This window comes from Mesorhizobium sp. L-8-10 (genome assembly GCF_016756635.1).
Taxonomy (GTDB): Bacteria; Pseudomonadota; Alphaproteobacteria; order Rhizobiales; family Rhizobiaceae.
In genome coordinates, this window is the sequence record NZ_AP023263.1 from 4,867,770 (window position 1) to 4,891,730 (window position 23,961).

A 23,961-nucleotide genomic window follows, 5' to 3' on the forward strand; every position below is an offset into this window, starting at 1 on the left:
CGAACGGATGACGCGCTGGTCCGCCGCTTGTCACCTGCGTGCCGCCATTCGTCCCTGACGCTACCGTCGCCGCCGGCCTCCGGTCCCGCGGGACCGCCGCTCATCCCATCGCGCTTGGGTGCAGAAACGCGCCGTCTAAGATCGCCGTCATCGGAAACGGCATCTCGAAAGGCGATCATGATGTCCATCGAAGCATTGCGGGTGCGCCATGTGGCTGCGTCCCCGGAGGGACGGAGGCACGATCTCGACTGGCTCCGGGTCCTGGCTTTCGGCATGCTGATCTTCTACCATGTGGGCATGTTCTACGTGACCTGGGATTGGCACGTTAAGAGCCCCAGCGCGTCGAGCTTTTTCGAACCGGCCATGCTGCTCGTCAATCCCTGGCGCCTGGCATTGCTGTTCTTCATCTCCGGCGTGGCAATTCGCTTCGCGACGGACAAGGTGCCGCTCCGGCGGTTCCTGCCGAAGCGCGTCCTGCGGCTCTTCATCCCGATTGTCTTCGGCATGCTTATCGTGGTGATGCCGCAGGCCTATGTCGAGATGCGCTTCAAGGGTGAAACCGAGGTCGGCCTGTGGCGTTTCTTCATCGACTACGCCACATTCCGGCAGGAGTTCTCGATCATCACCCCGACCTGGAATCATCTCTGGTATGTCGTCTATATCCTCGTCTATACGCTGCTGCTCGCACCATTCCTGACAGTGCTGCGGCGCCTTTCCGGCCGACCGGCCGGGGCGCTGCTGTCGTGGATCGGGGCGCGGCCGCGACTCTATCCCTTGGTGCTGCCGGCCTTGCCTTTCCTCGTCTATCGGCTGGTACTCGACCCCTATTTCCCCACGACCCATGCCCTGGCCGACGACTGGGCGAACCATGCGCACAATCTGACGATCCTGCTCTACGGCTTTGTGGTGGCAAAGAATCAGGTCTTCTGGCGCCTCGTCGACAAGACCTTCGCGACCGCGGTCGTGCTTGCGGTGTCGCTCGGCATGCTGTCGCTGGCAGTGAGGCTTGGCTGGACCGGCGTTCCGCCTGACGAGATGCTGCAGACGGCCGTTCGAATCGGTCGTATTTTCTACGCTTGGGCTGTCATCGTCGCGTTGCTGGGCCTCTCACAGCGGTGGCTCGATCGGCCGGGCACGGCGCTTCGTTATCTGACGGATGCGGTGTTTCCATACTACATCCTGCATCAGACGATCATCGTCGTCCTTGGCTATTGGCTGATCCCCTACCGTCTTCCCGCTCTTGAGGAGGCGGCAATCATCATCGGCGCGACCCTGTCCGGCTGCGTTCTGGGCTACGAGGTCATTCGCCGCGTGCTGGTGCTTCGGCCGTTGTTCGGATTGCCGTGGCGCCGGAACTCGGATCGCAACGGTGTAGCCATCGAAGGCGGACTTGCGCCTGCGGGACTGCGCAGCCCGTCGTGCTGATGCGTCAACCGTCGCGCGGCTCGGAGTGGTCCCGAGGCTGCTTGTTCCAGGCAGGGCTGCCTCCGCACGGAGCCGGTCCCACCTCGTATTTGACAGAGCGGCCCGGTGGACTGGGCGCCGACGGCCCGCTCAGTTCTTCTCGTCGAAGGTGACGATCGAAACCTCGCCTTCGAGTGCACCCTGATAGGCCGAGAGATGCGGCTCCTCGTCGGGAATGCCGTCCATATCGCCGATCTGGTCCAACTCGGCCTCGGCATAGCCTTCGCGCGACAGAGCGTCGAGCGCCATGCGGACGGCGGAATCGTCGTCAGGCGCGACGAGCATCACATGCACGCCCTCGGGCCTGCTGCCCTTCCGCTTCCAGATTCGGCCCGTGATGATCGTCACGGAGCTTGCTTCGTTGTCGTTCATGTCGGTGATTCCTCCGCAAAGGTCCGCCGTCGAGGAGATTCGTGGCCTCGTCCCAGCCTTTTCGCACGAACGGGCCGGACGAGACAGCTTTGAGCGGGACATAATATGTTTTGCGCCAATGGTGCGGCGCAACAATGTTGCGCGTGCCCGTTGCATGGCTGCCGGGCTGCTATTTCGGCCCGATATTTGGGGCTCCGGGGTTGACGGGCCGAGATGTTGCGAGTATGACCCGCCGCGTCTGAGCCGATGTGAGGCTTTCCCTTCCAGGGCGTCGCGCCTAGGAGTTTGCCTCAAACAGGGTTCGTTTTACGAGCGAAAAGACATTTCCGGCGTGCATGAAGCGGCTTCCGCTTCCTCTGCGATTTGTTCGGGCAAGACCGCGAAGGAGCGGTTTCGGCCCGAATTTGCGTATGGAAAGACCGCTTGAAACGGCCCGAAGCGGGCTTGCGACACGAGATTGAGAGACAAGAGGAAGGTTTAATGCCTACCGTAAACCAGCTGATCCGCAAGCCGCGCATTGCGCCGGTGAAGCGCAACAAGGTTCCGGCCATGCAGGCCAACCCGCAGAAGCGGGGTGTTTGCACGCGCGTCTATACCACGACGCCGAAGAAGCCGAATTCCGCGCTCCGCAAGGTGGCGAAGATTCGCCTCACCAACGGTTTCGAAGTGATCGGCTACATTCCTGGCGAGGGTCACAACCTCCAGGAGCACTCCGTCGTCATGATCCGCGGCGGCCGCGTGAAAGACCTTCCGGGTGTGCGCTACCACATCATCCGCGGCGTGCTCGACACCCAGGGTGTGAAGAACCGCAAACAGCGCCGTTCGAAATACGGTGCGAAGCGTCCGAAGTAAGGGTTTCCCGGCTTCGGCGCTTTTTTGTTCTGCGCCAGGCCGTCGATAGCGAGAGACGAGAAATATGTCCCGACGTCACAGTGCAGACAAGCGCGAGATCAACCCGGATCCGAAGTTCGGCGATCTGGTTGTCACCAAGTTCATGAATGCCGTCATGTATGACGGCAAGAAGTCGGTCGCCGAGACGATCGTCTACGGCGCGCTCGACCAGGTCCAGGCCAAGACCAAGCAGGAGCCCGTCGCGGTTTTCCATCAGGCGCTCGACAATGTCGCGCCGCACGTGGAAGTGCGCTCCCGCCGCGTCGGCGGCGCGACTTATCAGGTCCCCGTCGATGTCCGTCCGGAGCGTCGCCAGGCCTTGGCCATACGCTGGCTGATCGCCGCTGCTCGCAATCGCAACGAGTCGACCATGGTCGATCGTCTGTCGGGCGAACTGCTGGATGCGGCCAACAACCGCGGCACGGCCGTCAAGAAACGCGAAGACACCCACAAGATGGCGGAAGCCAACCGCGCTTTCGCGCACTACCGCTGGTAAGCGCGAACGAACGACTGAGAGGCACCTCCCATGGCTCGCGAATACAAGATCGAAGACTACCGCAATTTCGGTATCATGGCGCATATCGACGCCGGCAAGACCACGACCACCGAGCGCATCCTGTATTACACGGGCAAGTCGCATAAGCTCGGCGAGGTGCACGACGGCGCCGCCACCATGGACTGGATGGAGCAGGAGCAGGAGCGCGGCATCACGATCACGTCCGCGGCCACCACGACCTTCTGGAAGGGTCGTGACGGCAAGCAGCGCCGCTTCAACATCATCGACACGCCCGGCCACGTCGACTTCACCATCGAGGTCGAGCGTTCGCTGCGCGTGCTCGACGGCGCCATCGCGCTGCTCGATGCCAATGCCGGCGTCGAGCCGCAGACCGAGACGGTGTGGCGTCAGGCCGACAAGTATCATGTCCCGCGCATGATCTTCTGCAACAAGATGGACAAGATCGGCGCCGACTTCTACCGCTCGGCCGAGATGGTCAAGTCGCGCCTCGGTGCGACCGCCGTCGTCGTCCAACTGCCGATCGGTGCGGAGAGCGAGTTCAAGGGCGTCGTCGATCTGATCGAGATGAAGGCGCTGGTGTGGCGCGACGAGAGCCTGGGCGCGGCCTGGGATGTCGTTGAAATCCCCGCCGACATGCAGGCCAAGGCCGAAGAATATCGCGAGAAGATGATCGAGACCGCGGTCGAGGTCGACGAGGCTGCGCTCGAGGCTTACCTCGAAGGCAACATGCCGTCGAACGATGAGCTGCGCGCGCTGATCCGCAAGGGCACGATCGCCGTCAAGTTCTTCCCGATGTTCTGCGGCTCCGCCTTCAAGAACAAGGGCGTGCAGCCGCTGCTCGACGGCGTCGTCGACTTCCTGCCGTCGCCCGTCGACGTTCCCGCGATCAAGGGCATCGATCCGAAGACGGAGGCCGAGATCGAGCGTCATTCGTCGGATGACGAGCCGCTCTCGATGCTGGCTTTCAAGATCATGAACGACCCGTTCGTCGGTTCTCTGACCTTCTGCCGCATCTATTCGGGCAAGCTCAACAAGGGTGTGTCGCTCGAGAACACGGTGAAGGGCAAGAAGGAGCGCATCGGCCGCATGCTGCAGATGCACTCGAACTCGCGCGCCGACATCGAAGAGGCATATGCCGGCGACATCGTCGCGCTGGCCGGCCTCAAGGAGACCACCACCGGCGACACGCTCTGCGACCCGACGAAGCCGGTCATCCTGGAGCGCATGGAATTCCCCGAGCCGGTCATCCAGATCGCGATCGAGCCGAAGACCAAGGGCGACCAGGAGAAGATGGGCCTCGCGCTCAACCGCCTGGCTGCCGAGGATCCGTCCTTCCGCGTCAAGTCGGACGAGGAGTCGGGTCAGACCATCATCGCCGGCATGGGCGAGCTTCACCTCGACATCATCGTCGATCGCATGAAGCGCGAGTTCAAGGTCGAGGCCAATGTCGGCGCGCCGCAGGTGGCCTATCGCGAGACGATCACCCGCACCCACGAGCAGGATTACACCCACAAGAAGCAGACCGGCGGCACGGGCCAGTTCGCCCGCGTCAAGATTCTGTTCGAGCCGAACTCCGAGGGCGAGGACTTCCTGTTCGAGTCCAAGATCGTCGGCGGCGCGGTTCCGAAGGAATACATCCCCGGCGTCGACAAGGGCCTGCGCAGCGTGCTGTCGTCCGGTCCGTTCGCCGGCTTCCCGATGATCGGCGTCAAGGCGACGCTGCTGGACGGCGCCTTCCACGACGTCGACTCCTCGGTGCTCGCCTTCGAAATCGCCGGCCGCGCCTGTATCCGCGAGGCCGCGCCGAAGCTCGGCGTGCAGTTGCTGGAGCCGATCATGAAGGTGGAGGTCGTGACGCCGGAAGATTACGTCGGCAACGTCATCGGCGATCTGAACAGCCGCCGTGGCCAGATCCAGGGCCAGGAGACCCGCGGCATCGCCGTCGTCGTGAACGCGATGGTGCCGCTGGCCAACATGTTCAAGTACGTCGACAGCCTTCGTTCGATGTCGCAGGGCCGCGCCCAGTACACGATGCAGTTCGACCACTACGAGCCGGTCCCGACTGCTGTCGCGCAGGAAGTCCAGAAGAAATACGCGTAAATCGACGGATTGCGCAGAACCTTAATTCAACGCCCTAACGGGCTGACAGGAATGGAGAACTCACATGGCCAAAGGTAAATTCGAGCGTACGAAGCCTCATGTGAACATTGGAACGATCGGTCACGTCGACCACGGGAAGACGTCGCTGACGGCTGCGATCACGAAGTTCTTCGGCGAGTACAAGCCGTACGACCAGATCGACGCTGCGCCCGAGGAGAAGGCGCGCGGCATCACGATCTCGACGGCGCATGTCGAGTACGAGACGCCGAACCGGCACTACGCGCATGTCGACTGCCCCGGCCACGCCGACTATGTGAAGAACATGATCACGGGTGCGGCGCAGATGGACGGCGCGATCCTGGTCGTTTCGGCCGCCGACGGCCCGATGCCGCAGACGCGCGAGCACATCCTGCTGGCCCGCCAGGTCGGCGTTCCCTCGATCGTGGTGTTCCTGAACAAGGTCGACCAGGTCGACGACGCCGAGCTGCTCGAGCTGGTCGAGCTCGAGGTTCGCGAGCTGTTGTCGAAGAACGAGTTCCCCGGCGACGACATTCCGATCGTGAAGGGCTCCGCGCTTGCCGCGCTGGAGGACTCCAACAAGGAGATCGGCGAGGACGCGATCCGCAAGCTGATGGAAGAGGTCGACCGCTACATCCCGACGCCAAACCGTCCGATCGACCAGCCGTTCCTGATGCCGATCGAGGACGTGTTCTCGATCTCGGGCCGCGGCACGGTGGTGACGGGGCGCGTCGAGCGCGGCATCATCAAGGTCGGCGAGACGGTCGAGATCGTCGGCATCCGTCCGACGACGTCGACGACGGTGACCGGCGTGGAGATGTTCCGCAAGCTGCTCGACCAGGGCCAGGCGGGCGACAACATCGGCGCGCTGCTGCGCGGCGTCGACCGTGAGGGCGTGGAGCGCGGCCAGATCCTGTGCAAGCCGGGTTCGGTGACGCCGCACACGAAGTTCAAGGCCGAGGCCTACATCCTGACGAAGGAAGAGGGCGGCCGTCATACGCCGTTCTTCACCAACTACCGTCCGCAGTTCTATTTCCGCACGACGGATGTGACCGGCATCGTGAAGCTTCCGGAAGGCACCGAGATGGTGATGCCGGGCGACAACATCACGGTCGACGTCGAGCTGATCGTGCCGATCGCCATGGAAGAGAAGCTGCGCTTCGCCATCCGCGAAGGCGGCCGCACCGTCGGCGCCGGTATCGTCGTCAGCATCACGGAATAATCGGAAAAATAAGAACGATCTGACGCGGGCGCGGCAAGGCCCGCGCCGCGGCAGAACAAGGAATAGACGCATGAACGGACAGAATATCCGCATTCGCCTCAAAGCGTTCGACCACCGGGTGCTCGACGCCTCGACGCGCGAAATCGTGTCGACCGCCAAGCGCACGGGCGCCAACGTCCGCGGGCCCATTCCGCTGCCGACGCGGATCGAGAAGTTCACGGTCAACCGTTCGCCGCACATCGACAAGAAGAGCCGCGAACAGTTCGAAATGCGCACGCATAAGCGCCTGCTCGACATCGTTGATCCGACCCCGCAGACCGTCGACGCTCTGATGAAGCTCGACCTCGCTGCCGGGGTCGACGTCGAGATCAAGCTCTAAGGCGCGGGAAGGATGAACCCATGCGTTCAGGTGTAATCGCACAGAAAATCGGGATGACGCGCGTCTACAACGACGCCGGCGAACACATCCCGGTCACCGTTCTCCGCATGGAGAACTGCCAGGTCGTGGCGCAGCGCACGCAGGAGAAGAATGGCTATACGGCCGTGCAGCTCGGTGTCGGCCTCGCCAAGGTGAAGAACACGTCGAAGGCGATGCGCGGCCACTTCGCGACCGCCTCCGTCGAGCCCAAGGCGAAGCTCGCCGAGTTCCGCGTCTCCCCCGACAACCTCCTCGATGTCGGCGCAGAGATCACGGTGGACCACTTCGTGCCGGGCCAGAAGGTCGACGTCACCGGTTCCTCGACCGGCAAGGGCTTCCAGGGCGTCATGAAGCGCCACAATTTCGGCGGCGGTCGCGCCACGCACGGCAACTCGCTGTCGCACCGCGTGCACGGCTCGACCGGCCAGCGCCAGGACCCCGGCAAGGTGTTCAAGGGCAAGAAGATGGCCGGCCACATGGGGAGCACCCGCGTGACCACGCAGAACGTCGAGGTCGTGTCGACCGACACCGATCGCGGTCTGATCCTCATCCGCGGCGCGGTGCCGGGCACGAAGGGCGCATGGATCCTCGTCCGTGACGCGGTCAAGGCGGCGCTTCCGGCGAATGCGCCGAAGCCGGCCGCCATCCGCGCCGCACAGAAGAGCGAAGCTCCGGCCAAGGAAGGGGCGGAATAATGGACGTCAAGATCACCACCCTCGGCGGCAAGGAAGCCGGCCAGGTGAAGCTCTCGGAAGAGATCTTCGGTCTGGAGCCGCGCGAAGACATCCTGCAGCGCGTCGTGCGCTGGCAGCTCGCCAAGAAGCAGCAGGGCACCCACCAGGCGAAGGGCCGCGCGGACATCGCGCGCACCGGCGCCAAGATGTACAAGCAGAAGGGAACGGGCCGCGCCCGTCACTCTTCGGCACGCGCCCCGCAGTTCCGCGGCGGCGGCAAGGCTCACGGCCCGGTTGCCCGCAGCCACGAGCACGACCTGCCGAAGAAGGTCCGCGCTCTCGGCCTCAAGCACGCGCTGTCGGCCAAGGCAAAGTCGTCGAGCCTCATCATCATCGATGAACTGACGCTCGCCGAAGCCAAGACGAAGGCGCTGGTCGCCAATTTCGCGACGCTCGGCCTGACCAACGCTCTGGTCATCGGCGGTGCGGAACTCGACCGCAACTTCAAGCTGGCGGCGACCAACATCCCCAACATCGACGTGCTGCCGATCCAGGGCATCAACGTCTACGACATTCTGCGCCGCGGCACGCTGGTCCTCTCGAAGGCCGCCGTCGAGGCACTCGAGGAGCGCTTCAAATGACGGACCTTCGACACTACGACGTGATCGTCAGCCCGGCCATCACTGAGAAGTCGACCATGGCTTCCGAGCATAACCAGGTCGTCTTCAACGTCGCCAAGAAGGCGTCGAAGCCGGAGATCAAGGCTGCTGTCGAGGCGCTGTTCGGCGTCAAGGTGACGGCCGTCAACACGCTCGTCCGCAAGGGCAAGGTGAAGCGCTTCCGTGGCACCGTCGGTCAGCAGAGCGACGTGAAGAAGGCGGTTGTGACACTGGCCGACGGCCAGTCGATCGACGTCGCCACGGGCCTCTGATCTAAGGGGCGAGGATAGAACCATGGCACTCAAGAAATTCAAGCCGGTCACCCCGAGCACCCGCCAGCTGGTCATCGTCGACCGCTCGGGCCTCTACAAGGGCAAGCCGGTCAAGGGCCTGACCGAGGGTCTCACCTCGTCGGGCGGCCGCAACAACTACGGTCGCGTCACCGCCCGTTTCCAGGGCGGCGGTCACAAGCGCGCCTATCGCATCGTGGACTTCAAGCGCCGCAAGCTCGACGTGGTCGCGACGGTTGAACGCCTTGAATACGATCCGAACCGGACCGCCTTCATTGCGTTGATCAAATACGCCGACGGCGAGCTGAGCTACATCCTGGCCCCGCAGCGTCTGGCTGCCGGCGATCAGGTGGTGGCCGGCGAGACCGTCGACGTGAAGCCGGGCAACGCTATGCCGCTCGCTTCCATGCCGGTCGGCACGATCATCCACAACATCGAGCTGAAGCCGGGCAAGGGCGGCCAGATCGCCCGCTCCGCCGGCGCCTATGCCCAGCTCGTCGGTCGTGACCAGGGCATGGCGATCCTGCGCCTCAACTCGGGCGAGCAGCGCGTCGTGCACGGCTCGTGCTTTGCCACCGTCGGTGCCGTGTCCAATCCGGACCACGGCAACATCAATGACGGCAAGGCCGGCCGCAGCCGATGGCGTGGCAAGCGTCCGCACAATCGCGGCGTCACCATGAACCCGGTCGACCATCCGCACGGCGGCGGTGAAGGCCGCACTTCGGGCGGCCGCCACCCGGTCACGCCGTGGGGCAAGCCAACCAAGGGCAAGAAGACGCGGTCCAACAAGGCGACCGACAAGTTCATCCTGCGCTCGCGCCACCAGCGCAAGAGCTAAGAAGAGGTAACGCCAAGTGACTCGTTCAGTTTGGAAAGGCCCCTTTGTCGACGGCTACCTTCTGAAGAAGGCAGACAAGGTTCGGGAAGGCGGCCGCAATGAGGTGATCAAGATGTGGAGCCGCCGCTCCACCATCCTGCCGCAGTTCGTCGGCCTCACCTTCGGTGTCTACAACGGCCAGAAGCACGTTCCCGTCTCGGTGAACGAGGACATGGTCGGTCATAAGTTCGGTGAATTCGCTCCCACCCGCACCTATTTCGGCCACGGGGCGGACAAGAAGGCGAAGAGGAAGTAACGATGGGCAAGGCCAAAGCTCCGCGCAGGCTTGCTGACAACGAGGCACGTGCCGTCCTGCGCACGGTTCGCGTCAGCCCGCAGAAGCTGAACCTGGTTGCCGCGCTGATCCGCGGCAAGAAGGTCGCGACCGCGCTCGCCGATCTGGAATTCTCGCGCAAGCGGATCGCCGGAACGGTCAGGAAGACGCTGGAATCGGCGATCGCCAACGCAGAAAACAACCATGACCTGGATGTCGATGCGTTGGTCGTGGCCGAGGCTTACGTCGGCAAGTCGATCGTCATGAAGCGGTTCCATGCGCGTGGCCGTGGCCGCGCCAGCCGCATCGAGAAGCCGTTCTCGAATCTGACGATCGTCGTCCGCGAAGTCGAAGAGAAAGGGGAGGCCGCCTGATGGGCCAGAAAATCAATCCGATCGGTCTCCGCCTCGGCATCAACCGCACCTGGGATTCGCGCTGGTACGCGAATACCGGCGAATACGGCAAGCTGCTGCACGAAGACATCAAGATCCGCGAGTACCTGAAGAAGGAACTCAAGCAGGCCGCGATCTCCAAGGTCGTGATCGAGCGTCCGCACAAGAAGTGCCGGGTGACGATCCACGCCGCGCGCCCGGGTCTGATCATCGGCAAGAAGGGCGCCGACATCGAGAAGCTGCGCAAGAAGCTGACCGAGATGACGCAGTCCGAGACGCACCTCAACATCGTCGAAGTGCGCAAGCCGGAGATCGACGCGACTCTGATCGCGCAGTCGATCGCCCAGCAGCTCGAGCGCCGCATCGCCTTCCGTCGCGCCATGAAGCGCGCCGTGCAGTCGGCCATGCGTCTCGGCGCCGAGGGCATCCGCATCAACTGCTCGGGCCGTCTCGGGGGCGCCGAAATCGCGCGTATGGAATGGTACCGCGAAGGCCGCGTGCCGCTGCACACGCTGCGCGCTGACGTTGACTACGGTACGGCCGAGGCACAGACCGCCTACGGCATCTGCGGCGTGAAGGTGTGGGTGTTCAAGGGCGAGATCCTCGAGCATGACCCGATGGCTTCGGAGCGCCGCGCGGCCGAGGGCGATCACAGCCACGCCGGTGAGCGCAGCGAACGCAGCCGCCGCCGCGAAAACGCCTGAGCGGCAATAGGAATTCGGAGTTAGCAAGATGCTGCAGCCAAAGCGCACAAAGTTCCGCAAGCAGTTCAAGGGACGCATCCACGGCGCCGCCAAGGGCGGCACCAACCTGGATTTCGGCGGCTTCGGGCTGAAGGCGATGGAACCCAATCGCGTCACCGCGCGCGAGATCGAGGCGGCCCGCCGCGCCATCACCCGCGAGATGAAGCGCCAGGGCCGTGTCTGGATCCGCGTGTTCCCGGACGTGCCCGTCACCTCGAAACCCACCGAAGTCCGCATGGGCAAGGGCAAGGGCGCGGTCGACTACTGGGCCTGCCGGGTGAAGCCGGGCCGGGTCATGTTCGAGATCGACGGCGTTCCGGAAGAGACGGCACGCGAAGCCCTGCGCCTCGGCGCGGCCAAGCTCTCCGTCAAGACGCGCTTCATCCAGCGCATCGCAGAGTAAGGAAGGGCTGATCATGAAGGCTTCTGACATCAGGGCGAAGACCCCAGACGAGTTGAACGACGAACTCGCCAGCCTCAAGAAGGAGCAGTTCAACCTGCGCTTCCAGAAGGCGACCGGCCAGCTCGAGAAGACAGCACGCGTGAAGCAGGTCCGTCGGGACATCGCGCGCATCAAGACCATCGCGGCCGAAAAGTCGGCCGGCAAGAAGGCTTAAGGGACAAGACCATGCCAAAGCGCATTCTGCAGGGCGTCGTCGTCAGCGACAAGAACGAGAAGACGGTCGTCGTCAAGGTCGAACGGCGCTTCACGCATCCCGTGATGAAGAAGACCGTGCGCCAGACGAAGAAGTACAAGGCGCACGACGAGAACAACACCTTCAAGGTCGGCGACGTGGTTTCCATCGAGGAATCCAAGCCGATCTCCAGGGACAAGCGCTGGGTCGTCGTCACCGACGCCTCGTCGCAGTAACGAAATTTCGGATAAGCCGGGGAGGGCGATGGCCACTCCCCATGAAGAAGAAGGCGGCCAGTCATGATTCAGATGCAAACAAACCTCGACGTCGCGGATAATTCCGGCGCGCGTCGTGTCATGTGCATCAAGGTGCTCGGCGGCTCGAAGCGGAAGTACGCCTCAGTCGGCGACATCATCGTCGTGTCGATCAAGGAAGCGATCCCGCGCGGCCGCGTGAAGAAGGGTGACGTGATGAAGGCGGTCGTGGTTCGCACGGCCAAGGACATCCGCCGGCCCGACGGCAGCGTGATCCGTTTCGACAAGAACGCGGCCGTGCTCGTCGACAACAAGAAAGAGCCGATCGGCACCCGCATCTTCGGGCCGGTTCCGCGCGAGCTTCGCGCCAAGAACCACATGAAGATCATCTCGCTCGCGCCCGAAGTGCTGTAAGGAGCCGGAAAATGCAGAAGATTCGCAAAGGCGACAAGGTCGTCGTTCTGGCCGGCAAGGACAAGGGTCGCACCGGCGAGGTGCTGCGCGTCCTCCCCAAGGAGGACAAGGCGGTCGTTCGCGGCGTCAACCAGGTTCACCGCCATCAGAGGCAGACCCAGTCCCAAGAGGGCGGGATCATCACGAAGGAAGCGCCGATCCACCTGTCGAACATCGCGCTGGTGGACCCCAAGGACGGCAAGCCGACCCGCGTCGGCTTCAAGGTCCAGCAGGACGGCACCAAGGTTCGAGTCGCGAAGCGCTCGGGAGAAGTCATCAATGGCTAAGGCAGCAACCTACGAACCGCGCCTGAAGAAGGTCTACAACGAGACCATCCGCAAGGCGCTCCGCGAGCAGTTCAACTACGACAACGAGATGCAGATCCCCCGCATCGACAAGATCGTGCTGAACATGGGCGTCGGCGAGGCGACGGCCGATTCGAAGAAGCCTTCGGTCGCCGCCGAGGATCTCGCGCTGATCGCCGGCCAGAAGGCCGTCGTGACCCGCGCGCGCAACTCGATCGCCGGCTTCAAGGTCCGCGAGAACATGCCGATCGGCGCCAAGGTGACGCTTCGCAAGGAGCGCATGTACGAGTTCCTGGACCGCCTGGTGAATATCGCGCTGCCGCGCGTGCGCGACTTCCGCGGCCTGAACCCAAAGAGCTTCGATGGCCGTGGCAACTACGCCATGGGCATCAAGGAGCACATCGTGTTCCCCGAGATCAACTACGACAAGGTCGACCAGATCTGGGGAATGGACATCATCGTTTGTACGACTGCCAAGACGGACGACGAGGCCCGGGCGCTGCTCAAGGCCTTCAACTTCCCCTTCCGGCAGTAACGGCAGCGAGAAAAGGAAGAATCTGAAATGGCAAAGACCAGCTCAGTCGAGAAGAACAACCGGCGCCGGAAGCTCGTGGACCGCTACGCTGCCAAGCGTAAGGCCCTGAAGGACACCATCATGGACCAGAGCAAGCCGATCGAGGAGCGCTTCCGCGCCCAGTTGAAGCTTGCCGCGCTGCCCCGCAATTCAGCGAAGGTGCGCATCCGCAACCGCTGCGAAGTCACCGGCCGCCCGCGTGCCTTCTATCGCAAGCTCAAGATGTCGCGCGTCGCTCTGCGCGAGCTGGGCAACAACGGCCTGATCCCGGGCCTGGTCAAGTCGAGCTGGTAAGGAGGGCGACACATGTCCATGAATGATCCTCTCGGCGATATGCTGACCCGCATCCGCAACGCCTATGGCCGCCGCAAGACCAAGGTGTCGACGCCGGCGTCGCGGCTGCGCGCCCGCGTGCTTGATGTGATGAAGGCTGAAGGCTATATCCGCGACTACAGCCAGGTCGAGTTCGACAACGGCAAGGCCGAGATCGAAATCGAGCTCAAATACTACGAGGGCCAGCCGGTGATCCGCGAGATCGCCCGCGTGTCCAAGCCCGGCCGCCGCGTCTACGTGTCGGTCAAGTCGATCCCGCAGGTCGCCAACGGTCTCGGCATCTCGATCCTTTCGACCCCGAAGGGCGTGATGACCGATCACGAGGCGCGCGAGCAGAACGTTGGCGGAGAAGTCCTCTGCCAGATCTTCTGATCGGCTGGACATAAGAAGAAGGAACGAGGACAAGACCATGTCTCGTATTGGCAAGAAACCCGTCCCGGTCCCGCAGGGCGTTACCGCGACCGTCGCCGGCCAGACCGTGACGGCCAAGGGCCCGAAGGGCGAGCTGAAGTTCGTCGTCAACGACGAGGTGCTGGTCAAGCTGAACGACGGCGAGATCGCCGTCGAGCCGCGCGACCAGTCGAAGGATGCCCGCTCCAAGTGGGGCATGTCGCGGACGCAGATCGTCAACATCCTCGAAGGCGTGAAGAACGGCTTCGAAAGGAAGCTCGAGATCAACGGCGTCGGCTATCGCGCCGCCATGCAGGGCAAAAACCTGCAGCTGGCTCTTGGCTTCAGCCACGACGTCGTCTACGAGACGCCGCAGGGCATCACCATCGCCGTGACGAAGCCGACGGAAATCGTCGTCTCCGGCATCGACAAGCAGCAGGTCGGTCAGGTCGCTGCCGAGATCCGCAAGTATCGCGGCCCCGAGCCTTACAAGGGCAAGGGCGTGAAATATGCCGGCGAGAAGATCGTCCGCAAGGAAGGCAAGAAGAAGTAACGCCGCGGTGCATGGTCGCGGGAAGCCCTAGAAGAGTGGGCTTACCGCACATGGCCATCCCGGATTATCAGGCAAGGAAAGAACCATGGCTTCGAAGGAATCCACCCAGCGCCGCGCCCAGCGCGTGCGGCGTCAGCTCAAGAAGGTCGCCGGCGATCGCCCGCGGCTCTCGGTCTACCGTTCGTCGAAGAACATCTACGCTCAGATCATCGACGATTCGAAAGGCCACACGCTGGCCGCCGCCTCGACACTCGAGAAGGACGTCAAGGGCTCTCTCAAGACCGGCGCCGACACTGCTGCCGCCGCCGCGATCGGCAAGTTGCTCGCCGAGCGCGCCGCGAAGGCCGGCGTGAAGGACGTCGTCTTCGACCGTGGACCCTACATCTATCACGGCCGCGTCAAGGCGCTGGCCGATGCGGCTCGCGAGGGCGGCCTGAACTTCTGATTTTCGCCGCGGGCGGTCCGGCAGGGGGCGCCCGCATTTTCAAGCAACCGTGCTTCCGGAAAAGAACAAGGACTAGGATATGGCACAGGATCGTAGGGACGGCGGCCGCGAGCGCAGCCGTGACCGTGAAGAGCGCGACAGCGAGTTCGTCGACAAGCTCGTACACATCAATCGCGTCGCCAAGGTGGTGAAGGGCGGCCGTCGCTTCGGCTTTGCCGCGCTCGTCGTCGTCGGCGACCAGAAAGGCCGGGTCGGTTTCGGCCACGGCAAGGCGCGCGAGGTGCCGGAGGCCATCCGCAAGGCGACCGAGTCGGCCAAGCGCGACCTGATCTTCGTGCCGCTGCGCTCGGGCCGCACGCTGCATCACGACGTCGAAGGGCGCTGGGGCGCCGGCAAGGTGCTGCTGCGCGCAGCCAAACCCGGTACGGGCATCATCGCCGGCGGCCCGATGCGCGCCGTCTTCGAGACGCTCGGCATGCACGACGTCGTCGCCAAGTCGATGGGCTCGTCGAACCCCTACAACATGGTTCGCGCCACGTTCGACGCGCTGAAGAGCCAGCTCCATCCGAAAGACGTCGCTGCCCAGCGCGGCATCAAGTATTCGACGCTCCAGGCCCGCCGCGGTGCCGCGGTCGCCGAGGAATAGTCCGCGGCTGATCAAGGAATACGACCATGGCTAAGAACAAGAGCAAGACGATCACCGTCGAACAGATCGGCAGTCCGATTCGTCGCCCGAAGGAACAGCGCGCGACGCTGGTCGGCCTCGGCCTCAACAAGCTGCATCGCAAGAGCACGCTGGAAGATACGCCCTCCGTGCGCGGCATGATCGCTTCCGTGCAGCATCTCGTCCGCGTCGTGGACGAGGCCTGAACCGTAGCGCAGGAGAACGACAATGAAACTCAACGAACTGCGTGACAAGGACGGCGCAACCAAGTCGAGGAAGCGACTTGGGCGCGGCATTGGCTCGGGCTCGGGCAAGACCGCAGGCCGCGGCGTCAAGGGTCAGAAGGCGCGTTCCGGCGTAGCCATCAACGGCTTCGAGGGCGGCCAGATGCCGCTCTATCGCCGCCTGCCCAAGCGCGGCTTCAAGAACCTCTTCGCGAAGGACTTCAACACCGTGTCGCTCGCCCGCATCCAGGCGGCGGTCGACGCGAAGAAGCTCGATGCCAACGAGACCGTGACGGCCGAGGTCCTCGTCAAGGCCGGCGTCATCCGCCGCGTCAAGGACGGCGTGCGGATCCTCTCCGACGGAGAACTCAAGGCGAAACTCTCCTTCGACGTGGCCGGCGCTTCGAAAGCAGCCCTCGAGAAGATCGAGAAGGCCGGCGGATCGGTGAAGCTGCCGGAACCGGCGGCCGCCGCCGAATAAACGGCTTCGAACGAGCGGCGGTAGAGATACCGCCGCTTGCATGTTTGCCGTCCGGAGCCTATCTCGGGCTTCGGTGACACGCGTTGCGACCCGGGGACGGCGCGCGTGACCTAGCGGAGAATTTCTGATGGCATCGGCTGCTGAGCAACTCGCCTCCAACCTGAATTTCGCAGCCTTCGCCAAGGCTGAAGACCTCAAGAAACGCATCTGGTTCACGCTCGGCGCGCTTCTGGTCTATCGGCTGGGCACCTACATTCCGATGCCGGGGATCAATCCCGATGCCTTCGCCCAGGCCTTCCAGCAACAGAGCGGCGGCGTTTTGGGGATGTTCAACATGTTCGCCGGCGGCGCCGTCGAGCGCATGGCGATCTTCGCACTGGGCATCATGCCCTACATCTCGGCCTCCATCATCATGCAGCTCATGACGTCGGTCATCCCGACGCTCGAAGCGCTGAAGAAGGAAGGCGAGCAGGGCCGCAAGATCATCAACCAGTACACGCGCTACGGCACGGTGCTGCTGGCCATAGTCCAAGCCTATGGCATTTCGGTCGGCCTCGAAAGCGGCAGCGGCATCGTCACGGATCCGGGCTGGTTCTTCCGCCTCTCCGCAGTCATCACGCTGGTCGGCGGAACCATGTTCCTGATGTGGCTCGGCGAGCAGATCACCGCGCGCGGCATCGGCAACGGCATTTCGCTGATCATCTTCTCGGGCATCGTTGCCGGCCTGCCTTCCGCGATCAGCCATACGCTCGAACTCGGCCGCACCGGCGCCCTGTCGACGGGCATCATCCTGGCCATCATCGTTCTGGCGGTGGCGATCATCGCGGTCATCGTGTTCTTCGAGCGTGCGCAGCGCCGGCTGCTGATCCAGTATCCCAAGCGTCAGGTCGGCAACCGGATGTTCCAGGGCGATACGTCGCACCTGCCGCTGAAGCTCAACACGTCGGGCGTCATTCCGCCGATCTTCGCGTCGTCGCTGCTGCTCCTGCCGGCAACGCTTGCAGGCTTCTCGAACACCACCACCCTGCCGGGATGGGCCAACACCGTGCTGGCCGCGCTGGGCCACGGCCAGCCGCTCTATATGGCGCTCTATGCCGCCATGATCGTCTTCTTCGCCTTCTTCTACACGGCGATCGTGTTCAACCCCAAGGACACGGCCGACCAGTTGAAGAAGCATTCGGGCTTCATTCCGGGCTATCGCCCAGGCGAGCGTACGGCCGAGTATATCGACTATGTGCTCACCAGGATCACCGTCATTGGTGCAATTTACCTCGTCGTCATCTGCATGATACCGGAGTTCCTGATTTCGGCGACCGGCGTGCCCTTCTACCTGGGCGGAACGTCGCTTCTCATCGTGGTGAGCGTCACGCTCGACACGGTGGCGCAAATCCAAGGCCACCTGATTGCCCACCAGTATGAAGGGCTGATCAAGAAGTCGAAGCTCCGGGGGGGCAAGAGAGGAAGATGAGGCTTATACTGCTTGGACCGCCGGGAGCCGGCAAGGGAACGCAAGCGCAGAGACTGGTCGAAAGATACGGTATTCCGCAGCTCTCCACGGGAGACATGCTGCGGGCTGCGGTGGCCGCCGGAACCGAGGTGGGCAAGCGCGCCAAGGCGGTAATGGATGCCGGCCAGCTGGTGTCGGACGAAATCGTCAACCAGATCGTGTCGGATCGTGTCGATGCGCGGGACGCCTCCAGAGGTTTCATTCTCGACGGCTTTCCAAGAACGGTTCCGCAAGCCGAAGCGCTCCGCGACATTCTGGCCGGTAAGGGGCACAAGCTCGACGCCGTGATCGAACTGAAGGTAGACGAATCGGCTCTGCTGGAGCGCATGAAGAAGCGCGTGGCGGACACGGTCGCAGCCGGCGGCAAGGTTCGAGCCGACGACAATCCGGAATCCTTCAAGCTGCGGCTCGACGAGTATCGCGCGAAAACCGCGCCGCTCTCGGCATATTATGCATGGACCGGCGAACTGAAGACCGTCGACGGCATGGCCGACATCGACGCAGTGACTGCCCAAATCGCCGGCATCCTGTCAATGGCCGCGGCAAAATAGTAGGGAATGGTCGGTTGACTAAAGTCCAACTCTGGACTATAGCGGCCCGTCCTCCGATCAGGTACAACGTCTCCGGCTCATTGGGGCAGGCGACGTTTTTTTGACAGGACCCCGCAAGGGCCGGCCTCCACCGGACGCGGGAACACAACAATACCGCCGGCACGTCCGGCCCACATGGAGAAGAGAATGGCCCGCATAGCAGGCGTCAACATCCCCACCAACAAGCGCGTCGTCATCGCGCTGCAATATATCCACGGCATCGGGCCGAAGTTCGCCCAGGAAATCACGGAGAAGGTTGGTATTCCGGCCGAGCGCCGCGTCAACCAACTCACCGACGCCGAAGTGCTCCAGATCCGCGAGACGATCGACCGCGACTATCAGGTCGAGGGCGATCTGCGCCGCGAAGTCTCGATGAACATCAAGCGGCTGATGGACCTCGGCTGCTATCGCGGTCTGCGCCACCGCCGCTCGTTGCCCGTCCGCGGCCAGCGTACGCACACCAATGCTCGCACCCGCAAGGGCCCGGCCAAGGCGATCGCCGGCAAGAAAAAGTAAAGCGAATAGCGAGTAGCCGGTAGCGAATAGGGAATCCTACTCGCTACTCACTATTCGCTACTCGCTGTAGGTGTAGCCGCTGGCACTACGGCGGTGTAGAGATCAACTGGAAGGACTATCATGGCCAAGGAAGCCACACGGGTTCGCCGCCGCGAACGCAAGAACATTTCGTCGGGTGTCGCCCACGTCAACTCGACGTTCAACAACACGATGATCACCATCACCGACGCGCAGGGCAACGCGATCGCCTGGTCGTCGGCCGGTGCCCAGGGCTTCAAGGGCTCGCGCAAGTCGACCCCTTTCGCCGCCCAGGTTGCTGCCGAAGACGTCGCCAAGAAGGCGCAGGAGCACGGCATGCGCATGCTCGAGGTCGAGGTCTGCGGCCCCGGCTCCGGCCGCGAGTCCGCGCTGCGCGCCCTGCAGGCCGCGGGCTTCACCATCACGTCCATTCGTGACGTGACCCCGATCCCGCACAATGGCTGCCGGCCGCGCAAGAAGCGTCGCGTCTAATTCGACATCCAAACTGAAGGAGCGCCGCCAGGGCGCTCTTTCATGTTTCCAGATCGCCCGTCACGATTGGATGGTGGCGGGGAACCGGAAGGACAACAGATGATCCAGAAGAACTGGCAAGAACTGATCAAGCCGAACAAGATCGACTTCTCGTCGAAGGGCAAGACCCTGACGATGCTGGTCGCTGAGCCGCTGGAGCGCGGCTTCGGTCTGACGCTCGGCAATGCGCTCCGCCGTGTGCTGCTGTCGTCGCTGCGCGGCGCCGCTGTCACCGCGGTGCAGATCGACGGCGTGCTGCACGAATTCTCCTCGATCGCCGGCGTGCGCGAGGATGTGACCGACATCGTGCTCAATATCAAGGAAATCGCCATCCGCATGGAAGGCGATGGACCCAAGCGAATGGTCGTGCGCAAGCAGGGACCGGGTGCAGTCGTAGCAGGCGATATCCAGACCGTCGGCGATGTCGAGATCTTGAACCCCGACCACGTGATCTGCACGCTCGACGAGGGCGCCGAGATCCGCATGGAGTTCACCGTCGACACCGGCAAGGGCTATGTGCCGGCCGAGCGCAATCGCGCCGAAGACGCTCCGATCGGGCTCATCCCGGTCGACAGTCTCTATTCGCCGGTCAAGAAGGTCTCCTACAAGGTCGAGAACACCCGCGAGGGCCAGGTTCTCGACTACGACAAGCTGACCATGACGATCGAGACCAACGGCTCGGTCTCGGGCGAAGACGCGGTGGCATTCGCTGCCCGCATCCTGCAGGACCAGCTCGGGCTGTTCGTCAATTTCGAGGAGCCGCAGAAGGAAGTCGCCGCCGAGGCGGTCACCGAGCTCGCCTTCAACCCGGCGCTGCTCAAGAAGGTGGACGAGCTGGAGCTTTCCGTTCGTTCGGCCAACTGCCTGAAGAACGACAACATCGTCTATATCGGCGACCTCATCCAGAAGACCGAGGCGGAGATGCTGCGCACTCCGAACTTCGGCCGCAAGTCGCTCAACGAGATCAAGGAAGTGCTGGCGGCCATGGGCCTGCATCTCGGCATGGAAGTGCCGGATTGGCCGCCGGAGAACATCGAAGACCTCGCCAAGCGTTACGAAGACCAGTATTGAGAATGCAACTGGTGGGTAGCGAATGGTAAAATGGTGAATGGTCCCAAGGGCCGGCCGGAGCGCAAAGACGATCATCGTCTGCTTCCATTCACCATTCACCATTCGCTATTCACGAATTGAAACATCGGGCGCCAAGCCCAAAACACCAGGAGAAGAGCCATGCGTCACGGATTTGCCGGCCGCCGGTTCGCCCGCAGTGCAAGCCACCGCAAAGCGATGTTCGCCAATCTCGCCGCCTCGCTCATCGAGCATGAGCAGATCGTGACGACGCTGCCGAAGGCGAAGGACCTGCGTCCGATCGTCGAGAAGCTGGTCACGCTCGGCAAGCGTGGCGACCTGCATGCCCGCCGTCAGGCGATCGCCCAGATCGGCAACGAGCCGCTGGTGAAGCGCCTGTTCGACACGATCGCTCCGCGCTATGCGCAGCGCAACGGCGGTTATCTGCGCATCATGAAAGCCGGCTTCCGCCATGGCGACAACGCGCCGCTCGCGGTCATCGAGTTCGTCGACCGCGACGTCTCGGCCAAGGGTGCGGCCGACCGTGCCCGCGTCGAGGCCGAAGGCGCCGACACGGAAGCCGCCGCGGCCTGACAACCGTTGAACGTCTTCAAGTGCTCAAGGGGCCTCGCGGCCCCTTTTTGCGTCTGGCTATGGGTCACACCGATTTTCGGGCCGATGCGGTAGCGGCCGGCCAGTTGGACACGGGCGACAACCCCGCGGCGCGCCTGTTTCCACCAGCCCAGGTCTTCGCTAAGACTCGCCGGGTGAGATAGCAGACCGGGGGAACATATGCCCGAATACCGTCGACTCGATGCCGGTGATCCCGCGCCGTGGTTCACCCAGCGCTCGACCACAAGCCCAGCCTATCATTTCGACACGGCCGCCGGCCGCTACATCGTGCTTTGCTTCTACGGCTCGGCCTCCGATGCCGGCGGCCAGCAGATGCTCCGCATCCTGCAGGAGGAACGTGCGCTCTTCGACGACGACAGGGTCTGCTTCTTCGGGGTCGGTGTCGACCCGGCTGACGAAGCCGGCGGGCGCTTGAAGGAGCAACTCCCCGGCATTCGTTTCTTCCTCGACTACGACGCCAAGGTGAGCCGCCTCTATGGTGCCGCGCCCGTCGACGCCGCCCCGGGAGGGACGGTTCAGATCCGGCGCCTCTGGGCCGTGCTCGACCCGACGACGCGGGTGCGCGCCGTCTTCCCGAACCGACCGGACGGAAGCGAGCGCCACGAAGTGGCGCGCTTCCTCAAGGGGCTTCCTGCGGTCGACTCGCATGCGGGCTTCAGCGTCCAGGCGCCGATCATTGTGCTGCCCGATGTCTTCGAACGCGATTTCTGTGAGCATCTGATGGGGCTCTATCGAACGCATGGCGGCGAGGAATCGGGTTTCATGCGGGAGGTCGACGGCAAGACCGTCGCGGTCGTCGATCCCAGGCACAAGCGCCGGGCCGACTATACGATCGAGGACGAAGCGCTGAAGAAGCTGATCCAGCAGAAAGTGGTGCGGCGCGTCGTCCCCGAGATCGAGAAGGTGCATCAGTTCAAGGCTACACGCATGGAGCGCTATATCGTCGCCTGTTACGACAGCGAGAATGGCGGCCATTTCCGCGCCCACCGGGACAACACCACCAAGGGCACCGCGCATCGCCGCTTCGCCGTGTCGATCAACCTCAACAGCGAATTCGACGGCGGCGAGGTGAGCTTTCCGGAGTATGGCCCGCGGTCGTTCAAGCCGCCGGTGGGCGGAGCCGTGATCTTCTCCTGTTCGCTGCTCCATGCCGTCTCGCCGGTGACGCGGGGCAAGCGTTTCGCATTCCTGCCGTTCCTCTACGACGATGCCGCGGCGGCGCTCCGCGAGGCGAACAACAAATATCTCGACGAGAGCGTCGGCGCTTACAGCAGGCAGGCGTGACGGCCGGCGTCGTGCGCCACCCTTGACCTCGTCGCGCGACGCCTTTCATTTTGCACAATCCTTTGACAAGAAGCCTCCGAACGAGGCGGAAGGATTCGCATGCGCGCGGGAAGAGTGGCGTTCGTCGTTGTCGGCATCTGGCTCGCCGCCATGGCCGTGGCGGTGAGATCATGGGCTCAGGAGGAGCCGAAAGGCGAGGGGCTGAGTGAAGTCCTGACCGATATGCTGCGTGGCGCGGAAGACGCCACCAACCCGGCAGTGGAGGGACTGGAGAAGCGTGTCCCCTTCGGTCGCGAGGACATGCAGCTCTCTTTCGCGCCGCTGGTCAAGAACACGGCGCCTGCTGTCGTCAATGTCTATGCGTCGAGCAAGGTGCAGGCGCGCTCGCCCTTCGAAGGCGACCCTTTCTTCGAGCGCTTCTTCGGCGGGCAGATGCCGCCGCGTGTCCAGTCATCGCTTGGCTCCGGCGTGCTTGTGGACCCGTCGGGCATCGTGGTCACCAATTTCCATGTGATCCGCGACGCCGACGAGGTGAAGGTTGCGACGTCGGATGGGCGCGAATTCGCAAGCAAGGTCTTGCTCAAGGACGAGCAACTCGACCTCGCAGTGCTCAAGATCGAGGCCAAGGATCCGTTCCCGGTGGTGCCGTTCGGCGATTCCGACGCGCTTGAGGTAGGCGATCTCGTTCTGGCCATCGGCAATCCGTTCGGCGTCGGCCAAACGACCACCAGCGGCATCGTGTCGGCGCTCGCCCGCACCCATGTCGGCGTGTCGGATTTCGGGTTCTTCATCCAGACCGACGCGGCCATCAACCCGGGCAATTCCGGCGGCGCCCTCATCAACATGGGCGGCCAGATGATCGGCATCAACACGGCGATCTACAGTCGCAGCGGGGGGTCGATCGGCATCGGTTTCGCCATTCCTTCCAACATGGTGCGCGCCGTGGTGGAGTCGGCGAAGAACGGCAGCGACTTCTTCGAGCGGCCCTTCATCGGCGCCGCATTCGAGGAGGTCGACGCCCAGATCGCGGAATCGCTGGGCATGGAACGCCCGTCGGGCGCTCTGGTCGGGTCGGTGACGTCGAACGGGCCGGCCGCTCGCGCCGGATTGAAGCCGGGTGATGTCGTTCTGTCCTTCAACGGTGCCGCCATCGAGCATGTCGACGCACTTGGCTACCGGCTGGCGACCCAGGCGATCGGCAACGTGGTGAACCTAGAGATCCTGTCCCAGGGCGACCGCAAAACCGTCGAGGTGGCGCTCGAGCGCGCGCCGGAAGGTGCGATCACGACGGAATTCACGATCGAGGGCCGCAACCCGTTCGCCGGCGCCAGGGTGGCAGCGCTGTCGCCGCGGCTGGCCCAGCGCCTGGGCATGGCCACCGACACTACAGGCGTGGTCATTATCGACATTGCCCGCAACTCGCCGGCGGCCGGTTTCGGCTTCATGCCGCGCGACATCGTGCGCGAGATCAATGGCGAGACGATCGATACGGCGGACAAGCTCCGTCAGGTCGCCGGAGTGAACACGCGCTGGTGGCGGTTTACGATCGAGCGCAAGGGGCAGATACTGCGCCAGATGCTGCGTTACTGACC

Annotated in this window: 35 protein-coding genes; 34 read left to right on the forward strand and 1 reads right to left on the reverse strand. The window is 63.5% G+C overall.

Annotated elements, in window-relative coordinates; translation table 11 throughout:
* The first annotated feature begins 177 nt into the window (after nucleotides 1–177).
* Nucleotides 178–1,425 carry an acyltransferase family protein gene (locus JN280_RS22405; RefSeq protein WP_202305335.1) on the forward strand — a complete coding sequence of 416 codons (1,248 nt, stop codon included), beginning with the start codon at nucleotides 178–180 and terminating at the stop codon, nucleotides 1,423–1,425.
* Between the two features lie 129 nt (nucleotides 1,426–1,554).
* Here the strand turns inward: JN280_RS22405 and JN280_RS22410 are convergent, their stop codons facing one another.
* Complete coding sequence (locus JN280_RS22410; protein ID WP_202305337.1) at nucleotides 1,555–1,836, reverse strand: transcriptional regulator; 282 nt, start codon at nucleotides 1,834–1,836, stop codon at nucleotides 1,555–1,557.
* A gap of 480 nt (nucleotides 1,837–2,316) precedes the next feature.
* On the opposite strand from JN280_RS22410, the gene rpsL reads away from it, so the two are divergent.
* From rpsL to JN280_RS22575, 33 genes are all read left to right on the forward strand, one after another.
* Entirely contained in the window at nucleotides 2,317–2,688 is a 372-nt protein-coding gene (gene rpsL, locus JN280_RS22415; RefSeq protein WP_008837709.1) for a 30S ribosomal protein S12, read from the forward strand.
* A 64-nt stretch (nucleotides 2,689–2,752) separates the two neighbouring features.
* On the forward strand, nucleotides 2,753–3,223 hold the full coding sequence (gene rpsG / locus JN280_RS22420) for a 30S ribosomal protein S7 (protein WP_202305346.1): 471 nt from the start codon (nucleotides 2,753–2,755) through the stop codon (nucleotides 3,221–3,223).
* Between the two features lie 30 nt (nucleotides 3,224–3,253).
* Nucleotides 3,254–5,344, forward strand: coding sequence for an elongation factor G (gene fusA, locus JN280_RS22425; RefSeq protein ID WP_202305348.1), 2,091 nt, complete (start codon nucleotides 3,254–3,256; stop codon nucleotides 5,342–5,344).
* A gap of 64 nt (nucleotides 5,345–5,408) precedes the next feature.
* Nucleotides 5,409–6,584, forward strand: a complete 1,176-nt coding sequence (gene tuf / locus JN280_RS22430) for an elongation factor Tu (RefSeq protein WP_202305309.1) — start codon at nucleotides 5,409–5,411, stop codon at nucleotides 6,582–6,584.
* A 70-nt stretch (nucleotides 6,585–6,654) separates the two neighbouring features.
* Nucleotides 6,655–6,963 (forward strand): 30S ribosomal protein S10, encoded by a 309-nt coding sequence (gene rpsJ / locus JN280_RS22435; protein ID WP_007066362.1) that lies wholly within the window; start codon nucleotides 6,655–6,657, stop codon nucleotides 6,961–6,963.
* Nucleotides 6,964–6,983: 20 nt separating this feature from the next.
* Entirely contained in the window at nucleotides 6,984–7,697 is a 714-nt protein-coding gene (gene rplC / locus JN280_RS22440; protein WP_202305351.1) for a 50S ribosomal protein L3, read from the forward strand.
* The gene (gene rplD, locus JN280_RS22445) at nucleotides 7,697–8,317 is read left to right on the forward strand and encodes a 50S ribosomal protein L4 (RefSeq protein WP_202305353.1); all 621 of its coding nucleotides are present in this window, start codon (nucleotides 7,697–7,699) and stop codon (nucleotides 8,315–8,317) included. Before rplC ends, rplD begins: the two co-directional genes overlap by 1 nt.
* Nucleotides 8,314–8,607 carry a 50S ribosomal protein L23 gene (locus tag JN280_RS22450; RefSeq protein WP_202305355.1) on the forward strand — a complete coding sequence of 98 codons (294 nt, stop codon included), beginning with the start codon at nucleotides 8,314–8,316 and terminating at the stop codon, nucleotides 8,605–8,607. The genes rplD and JN280_RS22450 overlap by 4 nt, the downstream gene beginning before the upstream one ends.
* Nucleotides 8,608–8,629: 22 nt before the next feature.
* Nucleotides 8,630–9,463, forward strand: coding sequence for a 50S ribosomal protein L2 (gene rplB / locus JN280_RS22455; RefSeq protein WP_202305357.1), 834 nt, complete (start codon nucleotides 8,630–8,632; stop codon nucleotides 9,461–9,463).
* A gap of 16 nt (nucleotides 9,464–9,479) precedes the next feature.
* A complete protein-coding gene (gene rpsS, locus JN280_RS22460) occupies nucleotides 9,480–9,758 on the forward strand; it encodes a 30S ribosomal protein S19 (protein WP_202305359.1) in 279 nt (92 codons plus the stop codon).
* A gap of 2 nt (nucleotides 9,759–9,760) precedes the next feature.
* A complete protein-coding gene (gene rplV, locus JN280_RS22465) occupies nucleotides 9,761–10,150 on the forward strand; it encodes a 50S ribosomal protein L22 (protein ID WP_202305369.1) in 390 nt (129 codons plus the stop codon).
* Nucleotides 10,150–10,872: a 30S ribosomal protein S3 gene (gene rpsC / locus JN280_RS22470; RefSeq protein WP_202305371.1), complete on the forward strand. Its 723-nt coding sequence runs from the start codon at nucleotides 10,150–10,152 to the stop codon at nucleotides 10,870–10,872. Before rplV ends, rpsC begins: the two co-directional genes overlap by 1 nt.
* A gap of 28 nt (nucleotides 10,873–10,900) precedes the next feature.
* Entirely contained in the window at nucleotides 10,901–11,314 is a 414-nt protein-coding gene (rplP, locus tag JN280_RS22475) for a 50S ribosomal protein L16 (RefSeq protein WP_202305383.1), read from the forward strand.
* A gap of 13 nt (nucleotides 11,315–11,327) precedes the next feature.
* The gene (gene rpmC, locus JN280_RS22480) at nucleotides 11,328–11,528 is read left to right on the forward strand and encodes a 50S ribosomal protein L29 (RefSeq protein WP_202305385.1); all 201 of its coding nucleotides are present in this window, start codon (nucleotides 11,328–11,330) and stop codon (nucleotides 11,526–11,528) included.
* Between the two features lie 11 nt (nucleotides 11,529–11,539).
* A complete protein-coding gene (gene rpsQ / locus JN280_RS22485) occupies nucleotides 11,540–11,782 on the forward strand; it encodes a 30S ribosomal protein S17 (RefSeq protein ID WP_202305387.1) in 243 nt (80 codons plus the stop codon).
* A gap of 63 nt (nucleotides 11,783–11,845) precedes the next feature.
* The gene (gene rplN, locus JN280_RS22490) at nucleotides 11,846–12,214 is read left to right on the forward strand and encodes a 50S ribosomal protein L14 (protein ID WP_006205457.1); all 369 of its coding nucleotides are present in this window, start codon (nucleotides 11,846–11,848) and stop codon (nucleotides 12,212–12,214) included.
* 11 nt (nucleotides 12,215–12,225) lie between these two features.
* Nucleotides 12,226–12,540 (forward strand): 50S ribosomal protein L24, encoded by a 315-nt coding sequence (gene rplX / locus JN280_RS22495; RefSeq protein ID WP_202305389.1) that lies wholly within the window; start codon nucleotides 12,226–12,228, stop codon nucleotides 12,538–12,540.
* Nucleotides 12,533–13,093, forward strand: coding sequence for a 50S ribosomal protein L5 (gene rplE, locus JN280_RS22500; RefSeq protein WP_202305397.1), 561 nt, complete (start codon nucleotides 12,533–12,535; stop codon nucleotides 13,091–13,093). Before rplX ends, rplE begins: the two co-directional genes overlap by 8 nt.
* Nucleotides 13,094–13,120: 27 nt before the next feature.
* Nucleotides 13,121–13,426, forward strand: a complete 306-nt coding sequence (rpsN, locus tag JN280_RS22505; protein ID WP_202305402.1) for a 30S ribosomal protein S14 — start codon at nucleotides 13,121–13,123, stop codon at nucleotides 13,424–13,426.
* Nucleotides 13,427–13,438: 12 nt separating this feature from the next.
* The gene (rpsH, locus tag JN280_RS22510; RefSeq protein WP_202305406.1) at nucleotides 13,439–13,837 is read left to right on the forward strand and encodes a 30S ribosomal protein S8; all 399 of its coding nucleotides are present in this window, start codon (nucleotides 13,439–13,441) and stop codon (nucleotides 13,835–13,837) included.
* A 37-nt stretch (nucleotides 13,838–13,874) separates the two neighbouring features.
* On the forward strand, nucleotides 13,875–14,408 hold the full coding sequence (rplF, locus tag JN280_RS22515; protein ID WP_202305407.1) for a 50S ribosomal protein L6: 534 nt from the start codon (nucleotides 13,875–13,877) through the stop codon (nucleotides 14,406–14,408).
* Between the two features lie 85 nt (nucleotides 14,409–14,493).
* Nucleotides 14,494–14,853 (forward strand): 50S ribosomal protein L18, encoded by a 360-nt coding sequence (gene rplR / locus JN280_RS22520; RefSeq protein WP_202305409.1) that lies wholly within the window; start codon nucleotides 14,494–14,496, stop codon nucleotides 14,851–14,853.
* Between the two features lie 79 nt (nucleotides 14,854–14,932).
* On the forward strand, nucleotides 14,933–15,499 hold the full coding sequence (gene rpsE, locus JN280_RS22525) for a 30S ribosomal protein S5 (protein WP_202305415.1): 567 nt from the start codon (nucleotides 14,933–14,935) through the stop codon (nucleotides 15,497–15,499).
* A 26-nt stretch (nucleotides 15,500–15,525) separates the two neighbouring features.
* Entirely contained in the window at nucleotides 15,526–15,723 is a 198-nt protein-coding gene (gene rpmD, locus JN280_RS22530; protein WP_202305416.1) for a 50S ribosomal protein L30, read from the forward strand.
* 22 nt (nucleotides 15,724–15,745) lie between these two features.
* The gene (gene rplO / locus JN280_RS22535; protein WP_202305417.1) at nucleotides 15,746–16,222 is read left to right on the forward strand and encodes a 50S ribosomal protein L15; all 477 of its coding nucleotides are present in this window, start codon (nucleotides 15,746–15,748) and stop codon (nucleotides 16,220–16,222) included.
* A 127-nt stretch (nucleotides 16,223–16,349) separates the two neighbouring features.
* Entirely contained in the window at nucleotides 16,350–17,690 is a 1,341-nt protein-coding gene (secY, locus tag JN280_RS22540) for a preprotein translocase subunit SecY (protein WP_202305418.1), read from the forward strand.
* On the forward strand, nucleotides 17,687–18,280 hold the full coding sequence (locus JN280_RS22545; protein ID WP_202305419.1) for an adenylate kinase: 594 nt from the start codon (nucleotides 17,687–17,689) through the stop codon (nucleotides 18,278–18,280). The genes secY and JN280_RS22545 overlap by 4 nt, the downstream gene beginning before the upstream one ends.
* 186 nt (nucleotides 18,281–18,466) lie before the next feature.
* Nucleotides 18,467–18,835 carry a 30S ribosomal protein S13 gene (gene rpsM / locus JN280_RS22550; protein WP_202305422.1) on the forward strand — a complete coding sequence of 123 codons (369 nt, stop codon included), beginning with the start codon at nucleotides 18,467–18,469 and terminating at the stop codon, nucleotides 18,833–18,835.
* Between the two features lie 120 nt (nucleotides 18,836–18,955).
* Nucleotides 18,956–19,345: a 30S ribosomal protein S11 gene (gene rpsK / locus JN280_RS22555; RefSeq protein WP_202305431.1), complete on the forward strand. Its 390-nt coding sequence runs from the start codon at nucleotides 18,956–18,958 to the stop codon at nucleotides 19,343–19,345.
* Nucleotides 19,346–19,444: 99 nt separating this feature from the next.
* Nucleotides 19,445–20,455, forward strand: coding sequence for a DNA-directed RNA polymerase subunit alpha (locus JN280_RS22560; protein ID WP_202305433.1), 1,011 nt, complete (start codon nucleotides 19,445–19,447; stop codon nucleotides 20,453–20,455).
* Between the two features lie 159 nt (nucleotides 20,456–20,614).
* Nucleotides 20,615–21,046 (forward strand): 50S ribosomal protein L17, encoded by a 432-nt coding sequence (gene rplQ, locus JN280_RS22565; RefSeq protein ID WP_202305435.1) that lies wholly within the window; start codon nucleotides 20,615–20,617, stop codon nucleotides 21,044–21,046.
* Nucleotides 21,047–21,244: 198 nt separating this feature from the next.
* Nucleotides 21,245–22,369, forward strand: coding sequence for a 2OG-Fe(II) oxygenase (locus tag JN280_RS22570; protein WP_202305437.1), 1,125 nt, complete (start codon nucleotides 21,245–21,247; stop codon nucleotides 22,367–22,369).
* Between the two features lie 99 nt (nucleotides 22,370–22,468).
* Nucleotides 22,469–23,959, forward strand: a complete 1,491-nt coding sequence (locus JN280_RS22575) for a DegQ family serine endoprotease (RefSeq protein ID WP_202305438.1) — start codon at nucleotides 22,469–22,471, stop codon at nucleotides 23,957–23,959.
* Nucleotides 23,960–23,961 lie beyond the last annotated feature (2 nt).